Consider the following 16,614-nt stretch of genomic DNA (forward strand, 5'->3'; position numbering starts at 1 on the left):
CCAGAACATCCGGACAAAGAAAAACACCCCGGTCCGAAGACCGGGGTGTAACCGATGACCCGACTCATCCGTGAAGGATGTCTCGACTCATCACAAGGGTGGCAGATGAGGGATTCGAACCCCCGTAGGCGTTGCCAGCTGATTTACAGTCAGCCCCCTTTGGCCGCTCGGGTAATCTGCCGAACTTCAAAGAAGTACCCGCCGATGCAGTCTGCAGAGCGTCTGTTTCCAGGCCGTTCTGCTTCCGGTAACCGCGGGCAAGACAACTTTACAGAATTTCCGCCGAAGAATCGAATCGGACTCCCTGACAGCACAGAGCCGCGGAACCGCGCGGAATTCAGGGCAGATCAGGCGGGGCTCCGTCCCCGTTTCCGCTGATAGGGAACTGTGAATCCCAGACCCCCACCGGAAGAGGCATCCGTATTAGGCTTGACCGCAGTGATCCCCGGCCCCGTCCGCGCACAGGGCCCTACCCCGCACCACCGCATAAGGAGAGTCATGGCAGGCGAGTCAACGTTCGACGTCGTAAGCAAAGTGGACAAGCAGGAAGTGGCCAACGCCCTGAACCAGGCCCAGAAGGAACTGGCGCAGCGGTACGACTTCAAGGGCGTCGGCGCTGAGGTGGACTTCAGCGGCGAAAAGATCCTCATGAAGGCCAACTCCGAGGAACGCGTCCTGGCCGTGCTGGACGTCCTCCAGTCCAAGCTCATCCGCCGCGGCATCTCGCTCAAGTCGCTGGACACCGGCGAGCCCTACGCCTCCGGCAAGGAATTCCGTCTCGAAGCCTCCATCAAGGAAGGCATCGCCCAGGACCTGGCCAAGAAGATCAACAAGCTCATCCGCGACGAGGCCCCGAAGTCTGTCAAATCCCAGATCCAGGGCGACGAACTGCGGGTCACGTCCAAGTCCCGCGACGACCTGCAGGCCACCATGGCCCTGCTCAAGGACTTCGAGGAGGCGGACCTGCAGTTCGTCAACTTCCGCAGCTAGGCGAGCGGCCTGCCTGCCATCCGCTCAAGCCGGGCAATCCGGTCCCGCATGGGCGGATGGGTGGCGAACAGCTTGGTCATCGCCCCGCCCCGGAACGGGTTGGCGATCATCAGGTGCGAGGCGTTGACCAGCCGCTGGTCCTGGGGCAGCGGCGCGACGGCGACGCCGCGCTCGATCTTCGCCAGGGCTGAGGCGAGCGCCAGCGGATCGCCGGTGAGCTGTGCACCGTCCTCGTCGGCGTCGTACTCCCTGGTGCGGGAGATGGCCAACTGGATCAGCGAGGCTGCAAACGGAGCCAGGAGCGCCATGGCGATCATGGCCAAGGGGTTGCCGTTACGTCGGTCCCCGCCGCCGAAGAAGAGCAGCATCTGGCCCACCGAGGTGATGACGCCGGCGACGGCGGCCGCCACGGACGAGGTAAGGATGTCCCGGTTGTAGACGTGCATCAGTTCGTGGCCCAGTACTCCGCGGAGTTCGCGCGCATCCAGCAGTTGGAGCATCCCCTCGGTGCAGCAGACCGCCGCGTTCTTCGGGTTGCGGCCGGTGGCGAAGGCGTTGGGGTTCATCGTAGGCGAAAGGTAAATGCGAGGCATGGGCTGGTTGGCCCGGACGGAGAGCTCACGCACGATCTGGTGCAGCTGCGGTGCCTGGGCCTCGGTGACCGGGTATGCCTGCATGGAACGGATGGCGATCTTGTCGCTGTTCCAGTAGCCGTACGCAGTGGTGGCAACACCCACGAGCGCCATGATCCAGATGGGCGTGGAGCTGCGGGTATTGAGGCCGATCAGCCCGCCGAGTCCCAGCAGAACCGCCCAGAGAACGCCGAACAGCGCCGCGGTTTTGAGTCCGTTGTAGTGCTTGTGCATTTCCACTCCCGTCTGGAACGCGAACAGTTGCCGCTAAGGGGCCGGGCGGCGGGCGTCGTACGCGGTGAAGCCCGGCTGCAGCCTGGCGGCCAGCCACGCGGCGCCGATGCACAGCACGCCGCCGAGCAGCAGCACCCAGCCCTCACTCAAAATCTTAGTCGCGCCGCCTGCCAGCAGGTCCCCCACCCGCGGCCCGCCGGCCACCACCACGATGAAGACGCCCTGAAGCCGTCCCCGCAGGTGGTCCGGGGTGGCCGACTGCAGGATGGTGTTCCGGAAGACGGCACTGATGGAATCGGCGATGCCTGCCAGGACACAGCAGAGCGCCGCCGGCACCAGCCAGCCCGTAACGGCACCGTCAGGGGAACGCCCGGCCAGCAGCACCACCAGGCCAAAGCCGCCAATGGACGCGCCCCAGCCCATGACCGACAGCACCACAGCGGTGCCCTGTTTGTGGATGCCGCCCAGCGGTCCGGAGAACAGGCCGGCCAGGAAGGCCCCGACCGCGGTGGCCGCCAGGAGGATGCCCACGGTGGCTTCCCCACCGCCGATCATCACCGCGCCGATGGCGGGAATCAGCGCCCGGGGCTGGGCCAGGACCATGGCGATGAGGTCGATAACGAATGTCATCCGCACGTTCGGACGGGTGCCCAGGAAACGGAAGCCTTCGATCACGGAACGGATTCCCGCCTTGCTGCGGCGGCCGTCCGGCGGCATCGGCGGCAGCCGGAACACCGCCCACAGCACAAACGCGAAGCTGGCGAAATCCAACGTGTAGGTCCAAGCGAACCCCACCCCCGCCACCAGCAGTCCTGCCAGCAGCGGTCCGGCCGTCATGGACAGGCCCATGGACAGCATGTTCAGCGCATTGGCCGCGGGCAGCAGTTCGCGCCGGACCAGGTTGGGGATGATGGCACTGCGGACAGGCTGGTTGATGGCCTGGGCCCCGCTTTGCAGTGCCACCAGCGCATAAAGGATCCATATATTTCCCAACACCAGCCAGGCCTGCAGCGCGATCATCCCGGTGGTCAGCCAGAGGACGGCGGTGGCGGCGAGCGCCACGGTCCGGCGGTCGTGCGAGTCCGCGATGGAGCCGCCCATCAGCCCGCCAAACACCAGCGGTACCAGAGCAAAGATGCCGAGCAGGCCCACGTAGAAACTGTCCTGCGTCAGCCGGTAGACCTCCAGGCTGACCGCAACCAGGGTGAGCTGGCTTCCGACGGCGGACACCGCGGATCCCAGCCACAGCCGGCGGAACGCCGGGCTCTCCCTGAGCGGCGTCACGTCTGCCAGCAGTCTCCCCACCCTGACACCATACTGGGCAGCGCCGACAGCGGAGGTCGGAAGGCGTGCTGCACCGGAAACGGGGCCGCTCCGAAGCTTAGCCACGCCTTATTATGAGATGCTCATAATAAGTGCTTGAATGGTCCCATGACGGAACTTCTGGATGGCCACGACTCCTGGGCTGCCGCCCTGCGTGCCCACGGCCGGAGGGTGACCAAGCAGCGCCTCGCCGTGCTGGCCGCCGTCGAGCGCCATCCGCATTCCCCGGCTGAAAGCATCCTTGCCGCGGCCCGCGCGGAGCTGCCGGAACTGACGGCGCAGTCCGTTTACGTGGTACTCGGAGACCTCACCGACCTGAACATGCTGCGGCGGTTCGAGCCGCCCCACTCGCCTGCACTGTATGAGACACGCGTCGGCGACAACCACCACCACGCCGTCTGCATCAGCTGCGGCCGCGTGGAGGACGTCGACTGCGCCGTCGGGCACGCCCCCTGCCTGACGCCGCACTGGAACCCCGATGCCAAGCCGATGACCATCCAGATCGCCGACGTCCTGTACCAGGGCATCTGCCAGGACTGCCAGCGGAACCAACAGCTTCCTCCCCACAATCCCTCGCAAGAAACAGAGAAATAGGAGAACAATGACTGCCGTTTCCACAACCCAGTCAGGTGCACCGGTTACGTCCGACGCACACTCGAAGTCAGTTGGTGCCGACGGCGCCATCATCCTGACTGACCACTACCTGGTGGAAAAGCTCGCCCAGTTCAACCGTGAGCGGGTTCCGGAGCGCGTTGTGCACGCCAAGGGCGGCGGTGCATTCGGCACGTTCAAGACCACCGAGGACATCTCCAAGTACACGAAGGCTGCGTTCCTGCAGCCGGGCGTCGAGACCGAAATGCTGATCCGTTTCTCCTCCGTCGCCGGCGAAAACGGCTCCCCGGACACCTGGCGCGACCCCCGCGGTTTCGCCGTGAAGTTCTACACCACCGAGGGCAACTACGACCTCGTGGGCAACAACACCCCGGTGTTCTTCATCCGCGACGGCATCAAGTTCCCGGATTTCATCCACTCGCAGAAACGCCTGCCGGGCACCCACCTGCGCGACGCCGACATGCAGTGGGATTTCTGGACGCTCTCCCCCGAGTCCGCCCACCAGGTCACCTGGCTTATGGGCGACCGCGGCCTGCCGGCTTCCTGGCGCGAAATGCAGGGCTACGGCTCCCACACCTACCAGTGGATCAACGCCGCCGGCGAGCGCTTCTGGGTCAAGTACCACTTCAGGTCCAACCAGGGCGTGAACTCCATGACCTCCGAGCAGGCCGAGGCGCTGGCCGGGTCCGACGCCGATTTCTACATCCGCGACCTCTCGGAGAACATCGAGGCCGGGAACTTCCCGTCCTGGGACCTGCACGTCCAGGTCATGCCGTACGAGGACGCCAAGACCTACCGCTTCAACCCGTTCGACCTCACCAAGGTGTGGCCGCACGCTGACTACCCGCTGATCAAGGTGGGCACGATGGAGCTGAACCGGAACCCAGAGAACTACTTCGCACAGATCGAGCAGGCCACCTTCGCGCCGTCGAACTTCGTTCCCGGCATCGCCGCCTCGCCGGATAAGATGCTCCAGGCCCGCATCTTCTCCTACGCTGACGCGCACCGCTACCGCGTGGGCACCAACCACGCCCAGATCCCGGTGAACCAGCCGAAGAGCCAGGTCAACAACTACAGCCAGGACGGCGCCGGCCGCTACCTGTTCAACGCCCCCTCCGTTCCGGTATACGCACCCAACACCATGGGCGGGCCCGCCGCCGTTGAGCCGCAGAACCCGGCCGGCGGCTGGGAGAACGACGGCGAGCTGACCCTGGCTGCCCATTCCCTCCACGCCGAGGACAGTGACTTCGTCCAGGCCGGGACGCTGTACCGCGAGGTTTACGACGACGCCGCCAAGGCCCGCTTCCTGGACACCATCACCGGTGCCGTGGGCGGCGTGAAGAGCCCCGGCATCAAGGAACGCGCCATCCAGTACTGGACCAATGTTGACGCCGAACTCGGCGCCAAGCTGCGCGCCAACCTGGGCGCCGCCCCGCAGTCCGAGGCTGAGGCAGCCAACAAGATCGGCTAAGTCCTCCGCTTATCCTTCCGCCCCGCTACGGCTTCCGTAGCGGGGCGGAGTGTTTTCCACATACGACGGCGGGACCGTGGCGTCCGGGGGCAGGCCTCCTTAGGCTCGGTGCATGACTACTTTCCAGGGAATTCCTCCCGAAGCCTTCAGCTTTTATGCCGAACTGGAGGAAAACAACAACCGGCAGTGGTGGCAGGAGCACAAGGACAGCTACACCAGCCTGGTCCGTGATCCGGTTACGGCCCTGCTGGCAGAGCTGGCGCCCCGGTTCGGCCCCGGCAAACTTTTCCGGCCCAACCGGGACATCCGGTTTTCGGAGGACAAGTCGCCGTACAAGACAGCGCAGGGCGCTTTCGCATCCACCCTGGAAGGCGTGGGCTATTACCTGCGGATCAGCGCAGACGGGCTGCTGGTCGGCGGCGGGTACCATTCCCACACTCCGGCGCAGTTGGCCCGCTACCGGAACTCGGTGGATGCCGCCGCCACGGGCGAAGCGCTCCGGCAGATAGTTGACGGCATGGCGGCGGCGGGATTTACCCTGGACGGCGACAAACTCAAAACGGTGCCGCGGGGTTTTGACCGGGACCACCCCCGCTCCGACCTGCTCCAATACAAGTCGCTGTCTGCCGGCCTGGAGCTGGGCAGGCCCGACTGGCTGGCCACGCCGGCGGCGGCGCAGGAAATCTCAACGCGGTGGGAACGGCTGCGCCCGCTGGTGGAATGGGTGGGCAGGCACGCGGCGCCGTGACGGGCCTCGTGCCGCATCAGCGAACATTTAGGCCGGCCAGTCCATCAGCGTGGAGCGGATCAGGAAACGCTTGCCCTCCGGCGCCTCCACCGAAAACCCGCTTCCGCGCCCGGTGACCACGTCGACGGTCAGGTGCGTGTGGCTCCAGTAGGCGAACTGTTCCCGCGACATCCAGAACTCCAGCGGCTGGGCCGCGTCGGCACGCTGGCGCGCGCCGCCGTCGTGCATTCCCTCCGCCGCCAGGTCGAACCGGCCCAGTAGGACGTCCGAATCCCCGGTGAGGAACTCGCCGGCCGGATAACACATCGGCGCGGAGCCGTCGCAGCAGCCGCCTGACTGGTGGAACATCAGCGGCCCGTGCTGCAGCCACAGCTTCCGGAGCAGGTCCGCGGCAGGCGCCGTGAGCGCCACCCGGGAGAAATCCTCCCCGGGCAGCGTCACGGCGGCGTCCAACACTGCGTCTTCCACGGCTTAGAAGAAACCCAGCTTGTTTTCGTTATAGCTGACCAGCAGGTTCTTGGTCTGCTGGTAGTGGTCCAGCATCATGGCGTGGTTTTCACGCCCGATGCCTGAGGACTTGTAGCCGCCGAACGCGGCTCCTGCCGGGTAGGCGTGGTAGTTGTTGACCCAGACGCGTCCGGCCTGGATTTCCCGGCCGGCGCGGTAGGCCACGTTGCCGTTCCGGGACCAGACGCCGGCGCCCAGGCCGTACAGGGTGTCGTTGGCCAGGCCCATGGCGTCGTTGTAATCGCTGAACTTCGTCACTGCCACCACCGGGCCAAAGATCTCCTCCTGGAAGATGCGCATCTTGTTGTGGCCTTCGAACACGGTGGGCTGGACGTAGAAACCGCCGGCCAGGTCGCCGGGCAGTTCCGCGCGGGCGCCGCCGGTGAGAACCTTGGCGCCTTCCTGCTTTCCGATATCGATGTAGGACAGGATCTTCTCCAGCTGGTCGTTGGAGGCCTGGGCGCCCACCTGCGTTTCGGTGTCCAGCGGGTTGCCCTGGATCATCTTCTCCACCCGGGCCACGGCATCCGCCATGAAGGATTCGTAGATGTCCTCCTGGACCAGCGCGCGCGACGGACAGGTGCAGACCTCGCCCTGGTTGAATGCGAACAGCGCAAAGCCTTCCTGGGCCTTGTCGTAGAAAGCGTCGTTCTCCTGCGCAACGTCGTTAAAGAAGATGTTGGGGCTCTTGCCGCCCAGTTCCAGCGTGACCGGAATCAGGTTGTTCGAAGCGTACTGGCTGATCAGCCGGCCCGTGGTGGTCTCACCGGTGAAGGCGATCTTGCGGATGCGGGAGCTGGAGGCGAGCGGCTTGCCGGCCTCGACGCCGAAGCCGTTGACCACGTTGACCACGCCGGCAGGCAGCAGGTCACCGATGAGCTCCATCAGAACCAGGATGGAGCTAGGCGTCTGCTCGGCGGGCTTGAGCACCACGGCGTTGCCGGCTGCGAGCGCGGGCGCCAGCTTCCACACCGCCATCAGGATGGGGAAGTTCCAGGGGATGATCTGGCCCACCACGCCGAGCGGCTCGTGGAAGTGGTACGCCGTGGTGTCGTCGTCGAGCTGCGAGAGCCGGCCTTCCTGGGCGCGCACGGCGGAGGCGAAGTAGCGGAAGTGGTCTACCGCCAGCGGAATGTCGGCGTTGAGGGTTTCGCGGATCGGCTTGCCGTTGTCCCACGACTCGGCCACCGCCAGCATCTCCAGGTTTTCCTCGATGCGGTCGGCGATCTTGTTGAGGATCGCCGCGCGCTCGGCCACCGACGTTTTACCCCACGACGGCGCGATTTTGTGCGCGGCATCCAGAGCGAGTTCGATATCCTCGGCAGTTCCGCGGGCCACCTCGCAGAAGGCCTTGCCGGTCACGGGGGTGATGTTTTCGAAGTACTGGCCCTTCACGGGAGCCACCCATTCGCCGCCGATCCAGTTCTCGTACCGGTCCTTGAACGTGACCTTCGAACCTTCGGTCCCGGGCTGGGCGTAAACAGTCATTGCGAGCTCCTTTGCTGTGCAGTGTTCGGCGGCCCGACACGGGCGCTGCCGCTGGCATCAGCGTAGGAGGGCAAAGGTTGCAGCAAGGTTGCGCCCCACCACGTGCCCAGGCACCAGTCTTACGAAACGGTCGACGGCGGGGGCCGGCTACGCGCTGAGCTCGGCTTCCAGCCGCTCGAGGTCCGCGACGACGGCGGCCCGGCGGGGTGAGCGCGGCGGAAGGAGCTTCAGGGCGGCAAGGCGGACGCCGGCGTCGTTCCTTGCCTCGGGAAGTTCGGCATACCTGAGGAGGGACTCGGCGCTGCCGTCGGTGAGGACCGCCTCCCGAAGCAGCCCGGACACCCTGGCCCGGAGCTCCACGATCCCCGGCGCCTCGGACCGCGGCAGCACCGCGCCCCGGTAAATCTCCAGCGCTATCCGGTGGGCTCCGCGTTGCAGGCAGTTGAGGACCTGGTTGCTGTCGGGCACCAGATCCATGGCCAGCCGATACGGCCTCGAGCCGGGCACGGCTTCGGGGTTGAGCTGCTGGAGTATCTTGCGGAGTCGGACCATTTCGGCGCGCAGCGTCATGGTGGAGCCGTCCCCGGGGTAGAGCTGCAGGCACAGCTGCTCAGCTGTCAGGCCTTCCGGGTGGGCACTGAGCAGGGCGAGGATCTCGCTGTGCCGGGCGGACAGCGCCACCGTCCTGCCACCGATGCTCAGCAGGGCCTGGTCGCGGCCCAGCAGCTGGAGGCTGTTGCGGTAGAGGCTGCCTTCCTTGCCCTCCGCCCTTGGCGGGCGGGAAGCGGAAGCCTGCTGACGCCGTCGTACCGGTTTGCGGGCGAGCTCCGCCGCCAGCTGGAGCCGCTCGACGCGCAGCTGCGCCTGGGCGGCTGCCACCGTGGCTTCCACCAGCGACAACGTGTGCGGCGCCACGGCGCTGTCCGTGCCGGTGATGTCCACGACGCCCAGGACGGCGCCCGAGTCGGGGTCGTGGAAGGGAACGGCGGTGCAGCTCCACGGGTGCACCGAACGCTGGTAGTGCTCGGCACCCGAAATCTGGATGCCCCGGCCCAGGGCGAGCGCGGTCCCGGGGGCGCTGGTGCCCACCGTCGCCTCGGACCAGTCGGCGCCGGGGACGAACATCATGCCCTCGGCCCGGCGCTGCATTGCCGGATCGCCTTCCACCCAGAGCAGCCGGCCCACCTCGTCGCCCACCGCAACCAGCAGGCCGCTGTCATGGCTGGGCTGGACCAGGAGCTTGTGGATGACGGGCATGATGGTGGCCAGCGGATGCTGCCGGCGGTAGTCCTCGAGTTCTTCGAGGTCCAGGGCCAGCGGGGCGCCGGGGCTGTCCGGGTCCGCTTTGAACCCGGCCGACCGCTGCCATGATTCGCGGATCAGGGTCCGGATTCCGGGGAGTTCTTCGACGCCCGGAAACGCCAGGCCGCCATCGAGCCGCTCATGGCCGGCCAGGGCGCTGTGCTGCTGGCGCGTGATCAGGTTCGTCATTGAACTCCCGGGGTGCAGGCACGGCGACGCTGCGCCGGCCCGGCTATTGTAACCCCCATCACACTGAAGCAGGCCCGGCCGCTAATGCGTCACTGTTGGCACCGGCAGCTGCGGCTGTCGTCGGAATGGCGCTGCTGCAGCTGAGTCAGGGATCCAGAAGTCACGCAGTTCGGGCCGGGCTGAGCAGCTCCTCGAGTGCGTCGGCGCCCGTCCGCGCCCCGCCCGCCGCTTCGAAGCCGGCAGCCACCCGCCGGGCGCCTGCGGTCTTCGTGAGGGCCTCCCGGACGGCGGTGCGCAGCTTCTCGGGGGTGAGGTTTTTGCGCTTTAGCCGCACGCCGGCGTCGGCCGCCACTACCCTGGCAGCCACCTCATGCTGGTCCCGGCCATAGGGAACCACCACCACTGGCACTCCCTTGGCCAGCGCCTTCTGGGTGCCGCCCATCCCGCCGTGGGTGATGGCGACGGCGGCACGATCCAGCACCGGCCCGTGCGGCAGGAAGCGCTCAAGCCGGGCGTTGGCTGGCAGCTGGGCGGGCGGCTCCGGGGCCTCCTTGCTCGCCGGAAGAGTGGCGACGACGGTAAACGGCTCGTGTTCCAGCGCCGCCAGGGACGTTCGTACCAGGTCCTCGTCCGCCTGGTACTCGGAGGAAGTGGTGACCAGGACAACGGGATCCGGCAGGGCGTCCAGCCACGCGGGAGCTTCCGCCGGCGGTTCCCAGCCCAGCGCACCGATCATCCGGACGTCCGGTCCCCAGTCCGGGTGGGGATACTCGAACGGCCCGGCGGTGGCCACGAGCAGCAGCGGCGCCGTGCGGAAGAAGTCATCCACTCCGCGGACCGGCTGAAGCGTGCCGCCGGACAGGTCGGCGCGCATGGTGTTGATGCCGGGCAGCATGATCTTTTCGACCGCACCGGTCACCAGCGGCCGCACGAGCGCATCCCGGAGCCTGCCCAACGGGCCCGGCATGGGATCGAGCCCCGGTCCGAAAGGCGGGGTTCCGCTGGACCGAAGCGGCGGGGTGTAGGGGCTGAAGGCCGCCCACGGAATTCCGCTGTTTTCGGCCACGGTGCGGGCGCCCCAGGCGTTGATGTCCACGAGCAGCAGGTCGGGACTGGTCTCTGCAATGGCCGCGCGCAGGTCCGGCCCGTCCACCAGGCCGCGGGCGGTGAAGGTGGCGGTGCTCAGGGCGAGGTTGGCCTTGATGGAGGTCGCGGTGTAGTCGCGGTGCATGAGATCAAGCAACCGGGCGTCTATGGGCCGGGCTTCCAGGCCTTCGCGGCGCAGGTGATCCACGTACGCCGGCAGGGTGCGGACATGCACGACGTGCCCCCGCGCTTTCAGCTCCAGGAGCAGCGGGACCATCGGGAACAGGTGGCCGATGGCGGGTGAGGTCTAGGCAAGGACGGTGGACATTATGGCCTCCAGCTAAAGGGCCCCAGCATTTCAAGAAGTGAGGTGGCCACCTGGTCCCGGCTGAGTCCTGCATCGAGACGGAGCAGTTTCCAGGTGTAGACGTCGCAGAGGGCGACGAACTGGGCAAGGCGGCGGTGGCGCTCCGCCGTGTCCGCAAACAGGTCTTCCGCCAGGTAGGGTGCGAAAACGCGCTCGCACCACTGCCAGTGGAATTGGCGTCCGGCGGCCGTAATCTCGGCCATGACCGGGGAAGTGCCCTCTTCCGCGAGCATCTTCAGCGCCAGCGCGCCGGTGGTTTCGTAGTGCTCCATGAGATTTGCGACGGCGGCCCGGACATCGCCGGGCGGCGCGGCGTTGCGCTGGCCGGCCACCCTCGCTGCCGCGGCTTCCGCGGTGGCGTGGATGAGGCCCATCCTGTCGCCGAAGCGGCGGATGACGGTCTGGACTGTGACTCCGGCCCGGGCTGCGACCGCATTGAGGGTGACGTCCGCGAGCGGGCCCTCGAGGAACAGGTCCTCGGTGGCCTGCAGGATCCGCCGGCCGGTTTCCGCAGCCGCAGCCGCCCGCTTGGGTGAGGCGTAGGGCCGGGTCGGCCCGTCCGCATTCATGTTAATGACACTAACTCCAATGGGAGTTCTTGTCCATGCGCGGATGTCAGGCGCGGGAGATCTTGATCATTTCTTCGCGCGGGACCACCTTGATGCGCTCCCGGACCACGGGTTCGGCTCCGTCAGCGGACCGGTCCGCAGTCCACGCAGCACCGAGGGCTGCCTCGTGGGCGTCGAGCCTGTTCCAGCCTTCCCACGTGGTGTATTCGATGCCGCGTTCCTCCAGCAGGTCGATGATGGCCTGCGGGTCCGGGTTGCTGGCCGGGGGCAGCGCCAGCCGGTCCTCCAGCAGGAAGCCGATGGTCTCCAGTGCGTCGCCCTTGGTGTGGCCGATCAGGCCCACCGGACCGCGCTTGATCCAGCCGGTGGTGTAGATGCCGGGAACCGGGTTGCCCTCGGCGTCCAGGACACGGCCGCCCTCGTTGGGGATGACACCGCGCTTGGCGTCGTACTCCAGCTCGTCCAGCGCGGAACCGTGGTAGCCGATGGCCCGGTATACAGCCTGGACCGGGTATTCAACGAACTCCCCCGTTCCCTTCGCGTTGCCGGTACCGTCCAGCTGCATCCGCTCGAACTTGATGGCGCCCACCCTGCCCGCCCCGCTGCTCTCTCCGCCTTCGGCGAGGATTTCCACCGGACTGTGCAGGAAGTGCAGGTGCAGGCGGCGGGAGGACGGGTTCTCGGACTCGGCGTGCTCCTCCACCAGCCAGTTGGTGAGCGTGTTCACCATGGTCTTGGTCTGGTTGTTGGTGCGGATGGCCTCGTCGGAGGCTTCGTCGAACTCGAAGTCCTCCGGGTACAGCACGATGTCCACGTCGTTCATGTGGCTGAGCTCGCGCAGCTCCAGGGGCGTGAACTTCACCTGCGCAGGGCCGCGGCGGCCAAACACGTGCACGTCCGTGACCGGCGAGGACTTCAGCCCCTGGTAGACGTTGTCCGGGATCTCGGTGCTGAGCAGTTCCTCGGGGTGCTTGATCAGCATGCGCGCCACGTCCAGCGCCACGTTGCCGTTGCCGATCACCGCAATCTCGCGTGCCTCCAGCGGCCATTCGCGGGGAACGTCCGGATGCCCGTCATACCAGGACACAAAGTCCGCGCCGCCGAAGCTCCCGGGAAGCTCGATACCCGGAATATTCAGGTCCGCATCCTTGATGGCGCCGGTGGAGAAAATCACTGCGTCATAGAACGCGCGGAAGTCGTGCAGCGTCAGGTCGCGGCCGTAGGTCACGTTGCCCAGGAAGCGGATGTCGCCGCGGTCCAGCACCTTGTGCAGGGCGTTGACGATGCCCTTGATGCGCGGATGGTCCGGGGCGACGCCGTAGCGGATCAGCCCGTACGGTGCCGGATAGGCCTCGAAGAGGTCGATGCTGACCTCAAAGTCGCCGTCCTTCACGCCCGCCGATTTGGTGAGGATGTCCGCAGCATAGACCCCGGCCGGACCGGCGCCCACGATGGCGACGCGGAGGGGACGGGTGGAGGCGGTTTCGCTGTGGTTGGACACCGGGAGCCCTTCTTACGATGAGGATGCGCCGGACCTTGGCGCACCGCCTTCCATTCTAGATTGACACGCTTATGAGGCCCGCAGCGGGACCACGCTGCCCTCCCGGTACAGCAGCGCCCGCAGTTCGGCCTCGCCGGAATCGGTGCGGCGGGGGTCGATGGTTTCGCCGTCGTTGTAGTGGTCCACTACCCGGGGGTCCACATAGCTTTTCCGCGCGATCGACGGCGTGTTCCCCAGCACCGCCGCAGCTTCCTGCATCGCCTGGCTCACCGCGCGCTTCCGCTGAGCAACCGTCCGGCGGACGCCGGTCTGCGCCAGGCTCCCGGCGGCAGCCACCGTGCCGCGCAGGGTCCGGAAGTCCTTGGCCGTGAAGTCGGACCCCGTCCGCTCCTTGACGTAGGCGTTGATCTCCGCGCTGGTGACCGGCCGCCACCGCCGGCCCTCCTTGTACGCGAGGAGCCTGGCGTTGGGTCCCCGGCGCTTGAGCGACCGCACCAGGGCGGCCAGGTCGGCGTCGTCAATTTCGGACTCCCAGAACTTGCCGCTCTTGGCCGGGAACCGAAGCATGACGCGGTCCTTGCGCACTTGGGCGTGGGCGCACAGCAGGGTGGCCAGGCCGCGGCTGCCGTTCTCGTTGGTGTACCGCTCGGAGCCCACCCGCAGCGACCCGCTGTCCAGCATCCTGAAGGCCCCGGCCAGGACCCGCTCGCGGGAGAACCCCTCGCTGCGCAGGTCCATCGTCACCTTCCGGCGCGCGGCGGGCAGTGATTCGGCGAGCTGGAGGGACCGGTCGAACTTGGCCCGGTCCTTCCGCTCCCGCCATTCCGGATGGTAGATGTACTGCCGGCGCCCCACCGCGTCCAGCCCGGTGGCCTGGATGTGGCCGTTCTCGAAGGGGGAGATCCACACGTCCGTCCAGGCCGGCGGGATGCCGATGCTTTCCAGCCGGTCGCGGATGGGTCCAGGCGGCAGGGTGGAGCCATCGAGGTCGCGGTAGCTGAAGCCCGTGCCGGCTGCCACGCGGCGGTATCCGCGCCCGTTGGCGTTGCTGCGCCGGAGCCTCATGGCGCGGACCGGGACGGGGCTGCGTGTGTCATGAAAGCAAGCCTACTGATCAGTGCCGTTTTCCCCCGCATGGCGTGCTGGAATACCTGCCCCGGTGGTGATGTTATGGGTTGCGTGCCTACACCCGATGGAGTAACCCCCGCCAGCGCCCCTGCCACTGCAGCGGCCCCACGCTCCGCAGGCCCCCGGGCGCCCGGCACCACATCTCCCGGGGCCACGCCGTCCGGCCCCAAGGCCGTGGACAAGGAGACGACGGCGGGAATCCTCTTCGGCGTCGGCGCTTACGGGCTGTGGGGGCTGCTCCCGCTGTACTTCTTCGCGCTGATGCCGGCGGGTGCCGTCGAAATCGTGGCCAACCGGGTGGTGTGGTCGCTGGTGTTCTGCGTCCTGCTCATTACCGCCACCCGTGCCTGGCCGGCGCTGGCAGCGGCCTTCCGCGACCGGAAGGTATTCGGGTCCCTGGCCCTGGCTGCCGCGCTGATCGCCGCCAACTGGCTCACCTACACCTACGGCGTGACCACAGGGCAGGCCGTCGAGGCGGCGCTGGGGTACTTCATCAACCCGCTGGTATCCGTGCTCCTGGGCGTGTTCGTGCTCAAGGAAAGGCTGCGGCCGCTGCAGTGGGCCGCCGTCGGAACCGGTTTCGTGGCGGTGGGCGTGCTCACCTATTCCTACGGAAAGCTTCCCTGGATTGCGTTGACCCTGGCGGTGACCTTCGGCCTGTACGGCTTCGTGAAGAAACGCGTGGGGCCAAGGGTGGACGCTGTGACCAGCCTCAGCGTGGAAACCATGGTGCTGGCGCCGTTCGCCGCGGCCACCATGGCGGTCCTCGCCCTGAACGGCACCGCCACCCTGACCGCGCAGGGCGCGGGGCACTTCTGGCTGCTGGTGGCCTCCGGCGTGATCACGGCGGTCCCGCTGCTGTTCTTTGGTGCTGCGGCCCGCCGGCTGCCCATGACCACCATCGGCCTACTGCAGTACATGGCGCCGCTGCTGCAGTTCGTGGTGGCGCTGCTGGTGTTCCGCGAAGCCATGCCCTTGGAGCGGTGGATCGGCTTCGGCGTGGTGTGGCTGGCACTGCTCCTGCTGACGCTGGACATGCTGCGCGCCGCCCGGAAGAACTCGGCGGCGCGCAGGGCAGCGGCTGTTACGCGTGGGCCTTGATGGCAGCTGCCAGGACGTCCAGTCCGTCGTTGAGCAGCTCGTCCGTGATGACCAGCGGCGGGAGCAGGCGGATCACGTTGCCGTAGGTTCCGCAGGTGAGGATGATGACACCCTCCTTGAGGCAGGCGGCGGCTACTGCCTTGGTCAGTTCAGGATTGGGTTCCTTCGAGCCCGCCTGAACCAGCTCGATGGCCAGCATGGCACCGCGGCCGCGGACATCGCCGATGACGCCGGTCCCGGTCCCGGCCAGGTCCGCCTGCAGTTCGCGGAGGCGGCCGGTGGCGACGGCTTCGATGTGGCGGGCACGGCCGGCGAGGTCATACTCCTCCATGGTGCCGATGGATGCCAGCGCCGCGGCGCAGGCTACGGGATTGCCGCCGTAGGTGCCGCCCAGCCCGCCGGGGTGGACGGCGTCGAGCAGGTCCGCGCGGCCGGTGATCGCAGAGAGCGGCATGCCGCCGGCGATGCCCTTGGCGAGGGTCATGATGTCCGGCACCACGCCCTCATGGTTGACCGCGAACCATTCGCCGGTGCGGCAGAACCCGGACTGGACCTCGTCGGCAATGAAGACGATGCCCTTCTCCTTGGCCCATTCAGCCAGTGCCGGCAGGAAGCCTTCTGCCGGAACGATGAAGCCGCCCTCGCCCTGGATGGGTTCGATGATGATCGCGGCCACGGACTCGCCGCCGATCTGCTTCTCGATCATCGTGATGGCGCGCTTGGCTGCCTCGGCGCCCGTGATGGCGGGGTTCTCCTCGCGGTACGGGTAGCTCATCGGCATCCGGTACACCTCGGGGGCGAACGGTCCGAAGTTGGTCTTGTACGGCATGGCCTTGGCGGTCAGCGCCATGGTCAGGTTGGTGCGGCCGTGGTAGGCGTGGTCGAAAGCGACGACGGCGTCACGTCCCGTGGCGAGGCGGGCCACCTTCACGGCGTTCTCCACCGCCTCGGCGCCGGAGTTGAACAGCACCGTGCGCTTCTCGTGGTCGCCGGGGGTGAGGCGGTTCAGCTGCTCAGCTACGGCGACGTAGCCTTCGTAGGGGGTCACCATGAAGCAGGTGTGCGTGAAGTGCTCCACGGCTTCCTTGACGGCACCCACGACGGCGGGGTCGGATGCGCCCACGCTGGTCACCGCGATGCCTGAGCCGAGGTCGATGAAGGAGTTGCCGTCCACGTCATGGATGATGCCGCCGTCGGCGTCCGCCACGTAGACGGGAACGCCGGACGCGACGCCGGCGGCAACCACGGCCTTGCGCCGTTCTGCCAGTGCCACGGACTTGGGACCCGGGAAATCGGCCTGCACGCGGCGCTTCTGCTCCAGGCGGAAGGTGATGTCAGATGCGGTAGTGGTCATTATGAATGCTTT

The 16,614-nt window shown here is 67.2% G+C and carries 15 protein-coding genes and 1 tRNA gene; 5 read left to right on the plus strand and 11 right to left on the minus strand.

Features of this window, described 5'->3' with window-relative positions; translation table 11 throughout:
* Positions 1-99: 99 nt before the first annotated feature.
* Positions 100-181, minus strand: a tRNA-Tyr gene (locus ACIQC0_RS09430).
* Between the two features lie 317 nt (positions 182-498).
* Between ACIQC0_RS09430 and ACIQC0_RS09435 the strand changes: the two genes are divergently transcribed.
* Positions 499-990 (plus strand): YajQ family cyclic di-GMP-binding protein, encoded by a 492-nt coding sequence (locus ACIQC0_RS09435; protein ID WP_079596566.1) that lies wholly within the window; start codon positions 499-501, stop codon positions 988-990.
* On the opposite strand, the gene htpX is transcribed toward ACIQC0_RS09435, so the two are convergent.
* Both htpX and ACIQC0_RS09445 read right to left on the minus strand, forming a co-directional pair.
* The gene (htpX, locus tag ACIQC0_RS09440; RefSeq protein WP_377214597.1) at positions 987-1,856 is read right to left on the minus strand and encodes a zinc metalloprotease HtpX; all 870 of its coding nucleotides are present in this window, start codon (positions 1,854-1,856) and stop codon (positions 987-989) included. The two genes, ACIQC0_RS09435 and htpX, sit on opposite strands and share 4 nt — an antisense overlap.
* Before the next feature lie 33 nt (positions 1,857-1,889).
* Positions 1,890-3,161 carry an MFS transporter gene (locus ACIQC0_RS09445; RefSeq protein ID WP_400534540.1) on the minus strand — a complete coding sequence of 424 codons (1,272 nt, stop codon included), beginning with the start codon at positions 3,159-3,161 and terminating at the stop codon, positions 1,890-1,892.
* Positions 3,162-3,287: 126 nt separating this feature from the next.
* Here ACIQC0_RS09445 and ACIQC0_RS09450 point away from each other — a divergent pair, with 126 nt between their 5' ends.
* The 3 genes from ACIQC0_RS09450 (at position 3,288) to ACIQC0_RS09460 (ending at position 6,010) form a co-directional block, all read left to right on the plus strand.
* Positions 3,288-3,773 carry a Fur family transcriptional regulator gene (locus ACIQC0_RS09450; RefSeq protein WP_400534542.1) on the plus strand — a complete coding sequence of 162 codons (486 nt, stop codon included), beginning with the start codon at positions 3,288-3,290 and terminating at the stop codon, positions 3,771-3,773.
* Positions 3,774-3,780: 7 nt separating this feature from the next.
* Positions 3,781-5,262, plus strand: coding sequence for a catalase (locus ACIQC0_RS09455; protein WP_377214594.1), 1,482 nt, complete (start codon positions 3,781-3,783; stop codon positions 5,260-5,262).
* 112 nt (positions 5,263-5,374) lie between these two features.
* Positions 5,375-6,010: a DUF2461 domain-containing protein gene (locus ACIQC0_RS09460; RefSeq protein ID WP_400534544.1), complete on the plus strand. Its 636-nt coding sequence runs from the start codon at positions 5,375-5,377 to the stop codon at positions 6,008-6,010.
* A gap of 27 nt (positions 6,011-6,037) precedes the next feature.
* On the opposite strand, the gene ACIQC0_RS09465 is transcribed toward ACIQC0_RS09460, so the two are convergent.
* The 7 genes from ACIQC0_RS09465 to ACIQC0_RS09495 all read right to left on the minus strand — a co-directional run bounded on the left by ACIQC0_RS09465 (position 6,038) and on the right by ACIQC0_RS09495 (position 14,084).
* A complete protein-coding gene (locus tag ACIQC0_RS09465) occupies positions 6,038-6,478 on the minus strand; it encodes a DUF779 domain-containing protein (protein ID WP_400534546.1) in 441 nt (146 codons plus the stop codon).
* 3 nt (positions 6,479-6,481) lie between these two features.
* Positions 6,482-8,005: an aldehyde dehydrogenase family protein gene (locus tag ACIQC0_RS09470; RefSeq protein WP_400534548.1), complete on the minus strand. Its 1,524-nt coding sequence runs from the start codon at positions 8,003-8,005 to the stop codon at positions 6,482-6,484.
* Between the two features lie 147 nt (positions 8,006-8,152).
* Positions 8,153-9,496 (minus strand): GAF domain-containing protein, encoded by a 1,344-nt coding sequence (locus ACIQC0_RS09475; RefSeq protein ID WP_400534550.1) that lies wholly within the window; start codon positions 9,494-9,496, stop codon positions 8,153-8,155.
* A gap of 160 nt (positions 9,497-9,656) precedes the next feature.
* On the minus strand, positions 9,657-10,859 hold the full coding sequence (locus ACIQC0_RS09480) for a glycosyltransferase (RefSeq protein WP_400534552.1): 1,203 nt from the start codon (positions 10,857-10,859) through the stop codon (positions 9,657-9,659).
* A gap of 50 nt (positions 10,860-10,909) precedes the next feature.
* Entirely contained in the window at positions 10,910-11,518 is a 609-nt protein-coding gene (locus ACIQC0_RS09485) for a TetR/AcrR family transcriptional regulator (protein ID WP_400534554.1), read from the minus strand.
* Positions 11,519-11,564: 46 nt separating this feature from the next.
* Positions 11,565-13,019: an FAD-dependent oxidoreductase gene (locus tag ACIQC0_RS09490; protein ID WP_400534556.1), complete on the minus strand. Its 1,455-nt coding sequence runs from the start codon at positions 13,017-13,019 to the stop codon at positions 11,565-11,567.
* Positions 13,020-13,088: 69 nt separating this feature from the next.
* Positions 13,089-14,084: a DNA topoisomerase IB gene (locus ACIQC0_RS09495; protein WP_400534558.1), complete on the minus strand. Its 996-nt coding sequence runs from the start codon at positions 14,082-14,084 to the stop codon at positions 13,089-13,091.
* A gap of 105 nt (positions 14,085-14,189) precedes the next feature.
* Here ACIQC0_RS09495 and rarD point away from each other — a divergent pair, with 105 nt between their 5' ends.
* Entirely contained in the window at positions 14,190-15,248 is a 1,059-nt protein-coding gene (rarD, locus tag ACIQC0_RS09500; protein WP_377214585.1) for an EamA family transporter RarD, read from the plus strand.
* On the opposite strand, the gene gabT is transcribed toward rarD, so the two are convergent.
* Positions 15,232-16,602, minus strand: a complete 1,371-nt coding sequence (gene gabT / locus ACIQC0_RS09505; protein ID WP_377214584.1) for a 4-aminobutyrate--2-oxoglutarate transaminase — start codon at positions 16,600-16,602, stop codon at positions 15,232-15,234. The genes rarD and gabT overlap by 17 nt on opposite strands.
* Positions 16,603-16,614: the final 12 nt, after the last annotated feature.

Origin of the sequence: Pseudarthrobacter sp. NPDC092419 (genome assembly GCF_044755045.1) — a bacterium.
Classification (GTDB): domain Bacteria; phylum Actinomycetota; class Actinomycetes; order Actinomycetales; family Micrococcaceae; genus Arthrobacter.

Excerpts from the sequence above, each read along its gene's own strand:
- ACIQC0_RS09435 (WP_079596566.1), top strand. The coding sequence starts at position 499 with ATGGCAGGCGAGTCAACGTTCGACGTCGTAAGCAAAGTGGACAAGCAG.
- htpX (WP_377214597.1), bottom strand. The coding sequence starts at position 1,856 with ATGCACAAGCACTACAACGGACTCAAAACCGCGGCGCTGTTCGGCGTT.
- ACIQC0_RS09450 (WP_400534542.1), top strand. The coding sequence starts at position 3,288 with ATGACGGAACTTCTGGATGGCCACGACTCCTGGGCTGCCGCCCTGCGT.
- ACIQC0_RS09455 (WP_377214594.1), top strand. The coding sequence starts at position 3,781 with ATGACTGCCGTTTCCACAACCCAGTCAGGTGCACCGGTTACGTCCGAC.
- ACIQC0_RS09460 (WP_400534544.1), top strand. The coding sequence starts at position 5,375 with ATGACTACTTTCCAGGGAATTCCTCCCGAAGCCTTCAGCTTTTATGCC.
- ACIQC0_RS09470 (WP_400534548.1), bottom strand. The coding sequence starts at position 8,005 with ATGACTGTTTACGCCCAGCCCGGGACCGAAGGTTCGAAGGTCACGTTC.
- ACIQC0_RS09475 (WP_400534550.1), bottom strand. The coding sequence starts at position 9,496 with ATGACGAACCTGATCACGCGCCAGCAGCACAGCGCCCTGGCCGGCCAT.
- ACIQC0_RS09480 (WP_400534552.1), bottom strand. The coding sequence starts at position 10,859 with ATGGTCCCGCTGCTCCTGGAGCTGAAAGCGCGGGGGCACGTCGTGCAT.
- ACIQC0_RS09485 (WP_400534554.1), bottom strand. The coding sequence starts at position 11,518 with ATGAATGCGGACGGGCCGACCCGGCCCTACGCCTCACCCAAGCGGGCG.
- ACIQC0_RS09495 (WP_400534558.1), bottom strand. The coding sequence starts at position 14,084 with ATGAGGCTCCGGCGCAGCAACGCCAACGGGCGCGGATACCGCCGCGTG.
- rarD (WP_377214585.1), top strand. The coding sequence starts at position 14,190 with ATGGGTTGCGTGCCTACACCCGATGGAGTAACCCCCGCCAGCGCCCCT.
- gabT (WP_377214584.1), bottom strand. The coding sequence starts at position 16,602 with ATGACCACTACCGCATCTGACATCACCTTCCGCCTGGAGCAGAAGCGC.